A 7,890-nucleotide genomic window follows, 5' to 3' on the forward strand; every position below is an offset into this window, starting at 1 on the left:
GGCCCCCCGCCCCCCGCAGCTCGCGGACGCCCTCCAGGCCGTCCTGGCCCATGCCCGTCAGGACCACCGCGAGCGCCTCCGCGCCGTGCGCCCTGGCCACCGAGCGGAACAGCCACGTCGCCGAGGGGCGGAAGCCGTTGACGGGCGCCGCCTTGGACACCTGCGCGCGGCCGTCCTGGATGCCGAGGTGTCGGTCGTCCGGCGCCAGGTAGACGTGGCCGGGCAGGAGCAGCTCTCCCTCCTCCGCCACCCGCACGGGCAGCGGCCCCGCCGTGGCCAGCCAGGACGCCAGGCCCTGACCGAAGCCGAGCGCGATGTGCTGCACCACCAGCACGGGCGCGGGGAAGTCCGAGGGCAGCTCCGACAGCAGCCGGAACAGCGCGGCCGGGCCTCCCGTCGACGCCGCCAGCGCCACCACCGCCGTGGGCGGCGGCTGCTTTCGGGGCGCGGGCGCGGCGAGGGGCGGCGGCACGGGCGTCGTGCCCCGGTCCGGCCAGCGGCGCACCACCTTCACCTCCGCCATGGCCTTCAGGGTGTCGCGCAGTCGACGGCTCTCCGCGTCGAAGTCCAGGGACTCGGGGCCCAGGGGCTTCTGGAGCACGGCGAGCGCGCCGGCGCGCAGCGCGGCCATGGACGTCTGGATGTCGCGCTCCACCAGCGTGGACACGACGACGACGGGGGTGGGCACCTCCGTCATGATTCGGCGCGTGGCCTCCAGGCCGTCCATGCGCGGCATCTGGATGTCCATCGTCACCAGGTGGGGCCGCAGCCGCTGGGCCAGCTCCACCGCCTCCACGCCGTCCTTCGCCTCGCCCACCACGCTCAGCGCGGGGTCGGCGCGCAGGATTTCCACCAGCAGCCGGCGGGCGGTGGGCGAGTCCTCGGCCACCACGATGCGCAACGGTTCAGTCCTCATAGCAGTCGTCTCAGGGTCTCCAGCAGGCTCGTCGGGTCGAACGCGCTTTTCACAAGATAGGCACTGGCCCCCGCTTGCAGCCCGCGCGCCTTGTCCTCGGGCTTGCCCCGGGCGGTGACCAGCACCACCGGCAGCCGCGAGAAGCGGGGGGAGGCGCGCACGGCCTCGGTGAGCGCGATGCCGTCCATGCGTGGCATCTCCACGTCGAGCACGAGCGCCTCGGCGCCGACGGTCTGCAGCCGCTCCCAGGCCTCGGCCCCGTCCGCGCACGCCACCACGTCGTAGCCGGCGCCCTCCAGGATGCTCTGCTCGAGCGCGCGCGTGGTGGGCGAGTCGTCCGCCAGGAGGATGCGCCGCCGCGCCGCCCGGGCCGCCGGGGTGGGGAACAGCGCCGTGGAGGGTCGTCCCCCCGCGGCCCGCACCAGCGAGGCGGGGTTGAGCAGGAGCGACAGCCGTCCGTCCGGCAGCACCGCCGCCGCCGACACGTGACGCGCGCGGCGCACGCGAGGACCCAGCGCGCGGACGAGGGCCTCCTGCTCGGCCAGCACCTCGTCCACCACCAGCGCGGCGCGCGCGGTGCCGGCCGCCAGCACCACCGCTCCCCGGCGCTGACGCGGAGGCCCCGCGGGCAGGCCCAGCACGTCCGACAGCGAGGCCAGGGGCACCAGCGCGTCCTCGGCCACCCAGGTGGGGCGGCCCTCCACGTCGCGCACCTCCTCGGGCGCCAGCCGGACCAGCCGGGCCACGCCCTCGCTGGCCAGGGCCAGCGTCTGTCCTCCGGTGGACACCAGCAGCACGCGCAGGGTGCTCAGCGTGAGGGGCACGTCGAGCGTGAAGCGCGCGCCCTTGCCGGGCTGGGTGGCCACCTCCACCGTGCCGCGCATCGTCTCCACCTGGGTGCGCACCACATCCAGGCCCACGCCCCGGCCCGCGACCTCCGTCACCCGCGACGTGGTGGACAGGCCCGGGTGGAAGGCGAGCCGCGCCGCGTCCGCGTCGTCCTCGGGGACCTCGATGCCTCGCTCGAGGGCGCGCGTGCGCAGCGCCTGGAGGTCCAGGCCGCGCCCGTCGTCCTCCACGGTGACCTCCACGCGGCTGCCGCGCAGGCGCGCCGACAGCGTGACGAGCCCCTCCTCGGGCTTGCCCGCGCGCTCGCGCTCCTCGGGGGACTCCAGGCCGTGCGCCACGGCGTTGCGGACCAGGTGCAGCATCGGCTCGCGCAGGGACTGGAGCAGGGAGCGGTCCAGCTCCAGCGCGCCCCCCTGGATTTCCAGGCGGACCTTCTTGCCCTCGGAGCGGGCCACGTCGCGCGCGGCGCGCTCCAGGCCGCTGCAGCCTTCGACGAAGGGCAGGGTGCGCGCGCGGCGGACCTCGTCATCCATGCCGGTGGCCACGCCGCCGAGGGCCCGTTGGTCCGCGGCCAGCTCGCGCGCCACCCTCGCCAGCTCCGTCTCCGCGCGGCGCAGCGCGGCCTCGCCGTCGGTGCCGCGCACGGCGTCGCGCACGCGGGAGAGCTCCTCGCGCACCGCCTCCAGTGTCTCGGCGCGGCCCTCCAGTCGCAGCGCGGCGACCCGCAGCTCACCGCTGCGCGACAAGAGCGCGTCCAGCTTCTGCGCGGACACGCGCACCGGCAGCGTCGTCTCCAGGCCGGCGCCACCGGACGAGAGCTCCGAAGGCTCCGCGCCCGGAGCGCGAGAGGTCCCCGCGTCACGGGGGGAGTCCGCGCCGCCGGCCCCCGGCGACCGTGAGGCCCCCCCGTCGTGGGTGGACGCCGCACCGCCGGTTCCCGGAGCCCCCGTGTCGCCCACGCTCCCGCTCGCGCGCGAGCCCTCCGACGCCGAGGGACGCGCCGGCGCCGCCGCGCCCTGGGCCGCGCGCTCCAGGTCCGGCAGCAGCAGCTCCAGCGGCGAGCCCGTCAGCTCCTGCCGCGACGCCAGCCGCCGCCCCGCGTCGTCCAGCGCGTCCACGGCGGCGAAGCACAGCTCATACAGCTCCGGAGGCGCGGTGCGCCGGTCGCGCAGGGGCTCGAGCACCTCCTCCAGCCGGTGACAGGCCGTCTCCACCAGCAGGGCGCTGGCCGCGCGCGCGGCGCCCTTCACGCTGTGCAGCGTGCGCAGGAGCGCCGACACCCGCTCGGTGGCGGGCGGTGTCCCCTGCTCCCGCTCCAGCGCGAGCAGGTCGCGGTTGAGCGACGTCACATGTCCCTCGAGCTCCTCGAGGAACGTGGCGAGCAACGCCTGGGCGAGCCTGTCGCGGTCCATCAGCGGCCGTACTCTTCGAGCAGGCCCTTGAGCTTCTGCCCCATGCCGTTGATGTCCTGCATGGCCCGCTCCGTCTGGCGCGACGACAACAGGCCCTGCTGCGTGGCCTGGTTGACGTCATGCATGGCCTGACGGATTTGCGCGATGCCCGTGGCCTGCTGGTTGGCGGACGCGGCGATCTGCGCGGCGGTGAGCGACGCCTGCGCGAGCAGGTCCGACAGCGTCTGGATGGTGGCGCCCGCCTCGGACACCACGCGCGTGGCGGTGGCCACGCTCTTGGTACCCTCCTCGGTGGTCATCACCGCGCCGTGCGTGGCCTTCTGAATCTGCCCGAGAATCTGCCGCACCTGGCTGGTGGCCTTCTTGGACTGGTCCGCCAGCGCCTTGACCTCGGCGGCGACGACGGCGAAGCCCCGGCCGTTCTCCCCCGCGCGGCTGGCCTCGATGGAGGCGTTGAGCGCGAGCATGTGCGTCTGCTCGGAGATGTCGTTGACGGTGGTGATGATGTCGCCGATGGCCTGCGCCTGCTCGGCGAGCGCGAGGATGCGCTGGGCGATGGACTCCACCTGCTCGCGCACGGTGCCCATGGAGGACACGGCCTCCTCCACGGAGCGACGGCCGGAGCGGCCCACCTCCTCGGCGTGGCGCGCGGAGTCGCTGACGTTGCGCGCGCGGCCGGCGGCCTCCTCGGACGTCTTGGTGATCTCCTCGATGGTGCTCACCGTCTCCGTCACCGCGCTGCCCTGCTCCTGGGCGCCGGCCACCTGCTCGGTGGTGCTGGCGAGAATCTGCGAGCTGGCGCCCGCGAGCTGATTGACGAACTCCGCCACGGTGCGCAGCGTGTGCTCGCGCTGCTCGGACTGCCGGGCGATCTGCGCCTCGGACTGCTGGCGGCGCTCGGCCATGTCGTTGAAGGCGCGCGCCAGCTCCGCCGTCTCGTCGCGGCCCTTGATGTCGATGCGGTGGGTCAGCTTCCCCGAGCCCAGCTGCTCCACGCCCAGCATCAGCCGGCGCAGCGGCACGGTGATGCTGCGGGTGATGACGTAGCTGCCCACGGAGACGATGAGCAGCCCCATCACGGCGCAGAGGGCGAGCACCCACATGATCTGCCGCGCGGCGGCCTGGGCGGCGTCGGCGTGCTCCTTCCAGCGCTCCTGCTCCTCGGCGAGCATCTCGTTGATGACGCCGCGAATCTGGTCCATCAGCTCCTTGCCCCGGTGACCCCGGACGATGGGCAGCGCGTTCTCCAGGCCCTTGTCGCGGCGCTGGCGGATGCCCTCCTCGAGCAGGGCCAGCCGCCCCGTGATGAGCGGCTCCAGGCGCACCATGCGGTCGCGCTGCTGGCGGAAGGGCGCCATCGCGTCGCGCAGCAGGTTGATGTCCTGCTGGAGCGTGGCGACCGCCTGTTGATAGGGCTCCAGGTAGGAGTCCTCGCCGGTGAGCAGGAAGCCGCGCTGTCCCGTCTCCGCGTCGACGATGAGCGCGCGCACCTCGCGCACCAGCTTGTAGTTCTCGTGGGCCTTGAGCAGGCCTTCGGTGGTCTCGTTGAGCTGGCGGGCTCCCTGGAACGCGACGACGGCCAGGATGAGCAGCACAATCAATGAGAGTCCGAAGCCGACCGCGATGCGGTTCCCGATGTTCATACGACTCCTTCGTCGGACAAATCGAACACGAGGCGACTGTCACTCAGCAACGCGTCGCCCTCCAGCAAGAGAGTTCCGTCCCTGTCGGCGGCGAACACCAGACTGCCGGCGGTGTCCACGAGGCCCTCGGGGGTGGGCAGCAGGTCCAGGCTGGACACCTGGGTGACCTCCCGCACCTCCTCGGTGCGCACGCCCAGCTCGGCCCGGTGCGTGCCCACGACGAGCAGGGGGCCGGCGGCGTTCGACGGCGCGCGGCCGAAGAGCGGGGCCAGCTCGACGACGGGGAGCACCTCCCCGTGCAGCAGCGTGAGGCCGCGCAGCGCGGGCGGCGCTCCGGGCAGGGGGATGACCTCCGCGGAGCGGACGACCTCGAGCACGAACCGGGACTCCAGGGCGTAGGTCTGGCCGGAGGCGCGGAAGCTCACCACCTCGCGCAGGGTGTCCGGGGCGAGGTCGGGCGTGAGGGGGCGGCCGAGGGCGCGGGCGCGCTCGTCGAGCAGCGCGGCCTCCTCCTCGGGGGTGAGGTCACCCTGGGCCTCGCGAGAGGACTCCAGCTCGGCGAGCCGGGCCCGGACGGCGGTCCAGTCGATGTTCTTGGAGTGCGGCATCAGGAGCCTTCCATGCGGACGCGCTCGTCACGGGCGGCGCGTGCCAGCTCACGTGCGCGCTCGCCCTCCGCGAGTGGCACGGCGGTGTCGGGGGGCAGGGCCTCGCAGAGCGTCTCGGCCTCGCGCAGGGCCTTCCGGGCGCCGGGGAGGTCGCCGAGCCGGCGCAGCACGCGTCCGAGGACGAGCCAGGCGACGGCGAGGGTGGGCTCCAGGTAGAGGGCCTGACGGACGGCGCGCTCGGCGTCGGGGAGGCGGCCCTGGCCGAGGAGGAGGAGGGCTTCGAGGTAGCGCAGGCCGGGCACGAGCGGATGGCGGGTGGCGGCCTCGGCGCTGACGTAGAGGGCGGCCTGGGCATCCAGGTTGGCGATGGCGCGCACGGCGGTGGTGGCGATGTCCGGGTCGGGGTCCAGCGCGCCCAGCCGTGTCGCGGCCTCGCGCCAGTCGCCGCGCTCCAGCGCGCGACGCGCGGTGGACAGCTCCGTGGGATGGAGGGCCCGGGGGGTGGGGCCACGAGGCGCGGAGCCCCGCGGGTTCGCACCGGCGACCGTGGCCGAGGAGCCCGGCCCGCGGTTGACTGCGCCCGCCTGACCCGGAAACGCGCCCACGGAGCCAGCGTCGTGCGCGGAGCCCCGCCCGCGCTGAAAACCACCGGCATCGCCTGTCGCGGCGCCGGCATCGCGCGCGGAGCCCGGCCCGCGCTGAAACGCACCGGCATCGCCTGTTGTGGCGCCGGCATCGCGCGCGGAGCCCTGCTCGCGCTGAAGCGCGCCACCCTGTCCCGCGCCACCCGCCTCGGGATGAGCGCCCGAGCCATGCGCCCAAGCGCCGCCTACGGGCTGCGACGGCCACGTTTCATGCGGTGCCCGAGCCCCATGACCCTCATGCGCCGCACCCGCCGGGTGCGCACCGAACGGCGCCCCATCGGGGACGGCCACGGTGGTGCCGGGCGGCAGCCGCCGATAGAACACGCCCCACTCGGTGAGCACGGGCTCCAGCGGAGCCAGCCCCCCGAGCGGCGGGTCCGAGGGACCGGTGAACAGACACCCTCCCTCCGCCAGCGACGCATGGAGGCGGCGGGCCACGGCCTCGATGGTGGCGTCGTTGAAGTAGATGAGGACGTTGCGACAGAACACGACATCCAGTCGCCAGATGCCGGAGTCGGGCGAGGGCCACGTGTCGAGCGCGAGGTTCAGGTAGCTGAAGCGCACGTGCTGTTTCACGTCGGGAGCCAGGATGTACTGGCGGCCCTCGGGGCGCAGGTGCGCGCGCATCCGCTCGGCCCAGGGGCCCCGAAGGGACCACTCGCCATAGTGCGCGCGTCGTGCGCGAGCGAGCGCCGTGCGCGACACGTCCGTGGCGAGCACCGTCATGTGCTGGCCCCAGCCCTCGTTCATCATCAGGGCCGCCAGCGAGTACGGCTCCTCGCCGGACGAGCACGCCGCGCTCCACAGGCGCGCGCTGTAGTCCTGTCCATGGCGCTCGCGCAGACCGGGGAGCACGACGCGGCGCAGGTGCTCGAAGTGCTCGGGGGTGCGGAAGAAGTACGTCTCACCGATGGTGAGCTCGGTGAGCAGGTCGTCCATCGCGGCCGCGTCATCGCTGATGCGCAGGCGATAGGTCTCGAAGTCCCGGACGCCGGCGCGAGCCATGGCGCGGCTGATGCCTTCCTCGGCGGAGGCGGGGCAGGAGGGTGGAGCGAGCCCCGCGCGCTCCTCGACGAGCGCGAGCACGGCGGGAAAGCCCGGATGGCTCCACGGCCCTTGCCTCACGCACGCTCCGTCGAGGACGCGAGCGCCGCGTCCAGGGCCAGGGACTCGGCCTCGGAGAGGAACCCGCGCAGGTCGTGGACCAGGACCAGGCCGTCCTCCAGCTTGGCGGCGCCGGTGACGTAGCCGACGCCGGGCAGCTCGCGGGGCGTCTCGTCCCACTCCTCGGGTGCGACCACCCGCAGGCCCTCGGCGCGGTCCACGCGCAGGGCGACCTGTCGAGGGCCGGCCTGGGCGATGATGAGGTGGTCGAAGGAGGACAGGGGCCGGGCGGGGTGCCGGAAGCGCCGGCGCAGGTCGAGCACGGGGAGCAGCTGACCGTGCAGGTTGAGCAGTCCCTCGACGACATCCGGTGCTTGGGGCAGGGGTGTCAGGCGCACGGCGCGCACCAGCTCACGCACGTCCTCGGTGGGGAGGCCGTAGCGTTGACCTGCCAGGGTGAACAGCAGCACCTCTCGCGGAGCGGACACCATGCAAGGGAGGACATAGACGCTGGTTTGCGGGCTGTCGAACCCGGCGTGGACCCCGCACGTCCTCTGTCCACCAGTGCCCAATGGCGCAAGCCCCGTGTCTCACCGCCCGTGTCCCCCTGTCTCCCGGAGGAGTGGGCCGGCGAGCCCGCCCCCCGGGGAAGGGGCCCCCGGAGCGCCGGACCTGTGAGAGCCTCCTTCGCGCATCCCCGTGAGCGAGCCACCC

Annotated in this window: 6 protein-coding genes; all 6 read right to left on the reverse strand. The window is 74.2% G+C overall.

All coding sequences use genetic code 11. The features are described from left to right. Positions 1-916, reverse strand: a 916-nt coding sequence (locus FL311_RS38525; protein WP_141332641.1) for a chemotaxis protein CheB, incomplete at its 3' end; no start/stop codon positions are given. Then, on the reverse strand, positions 913-3,177 hold the full coding sequence (locus tag FL311_RS38530) for a response regulator (protein WP_141332642.1): 2,265 nt from the start codon (positions 3,175-3,177) through the stop codon (positions 913-915). The genes FL311_RS38525 and FL311_RS38530, both read right to left, overlap by 4 nt. Next, the gene (locus tag FL311_RS38535; protein ID WP_141332643.1) at positions 3,177-4,820 is read right to left on the reverse strand and encodes a methyl-accepting chemotaxis protein; all 1,644 of its coding nucleotides are present in this window, start codon (positions 4,818-4,820) and stop codon (positions 3,177-3,179) included. The genes FL311_RS38530 and FL311_RS38535 overlap by 1 nt, the downstream gene beginning before the upstream one ends. Continuing rightward, positions 4,817-5,428 (reverse strand): chemotaxis protein CheW, encoded by a 612-nt coding sequence (locus FL311_RS38540; RefSeq protein WP_141332644.1) that lies wholly within the window; start codon positions 5,426-5,428, stop codon positions 4,817-4,819. The genes FL311_RS38535 and FL311_RS38540 overlap by 4 nt, the downstream gene beginning before the upstream one ends. Further along, the gene (locus tag FL311_RS38545) at positions 5,428-7,197 is read right to left on the reverse strand and encodes a protein-glutamate O-methyltransferase CheR (RefSeq protein ID WP_141332645.1); all 1,770 of its coding nucleotides are present in this window, start codon (positions 7,195-7,197) and stop codon (positions 5,428-5,430) included. Before FL311_RS38545 ends, FL311_RS38540 begins: the two co-directional genes overlap by 1 nt. Beyond that, positions 7,194-7,667: a chemotaxis protein CheW gene (locus FL311_RS38550; RefSeq protein ID WP_141332646.1), complete on the reverse strand. Its 474-nt coding sequence runs from the start codon at positions 7,665-7,667 to the stop codon at positions 7,194-7,196. The genes FL311_RS38545 and FL311_RS38550 overlap by 4 nt, the downstream gene beginning before the upstream one ends. Positions 7,668-7,890 lie beyond the last annotated feature (223 nt).

Source organism: Myxococcus sp. AB025B (genome assembly GCF_006518215.1).
In the GTDB taxonomy this organism is placed as follows: Bacteria; Myxococcota; Myxococcia; order Myxococcales; family Myxococcaceae; genus Myxococcus; species Myxococcus fulvus.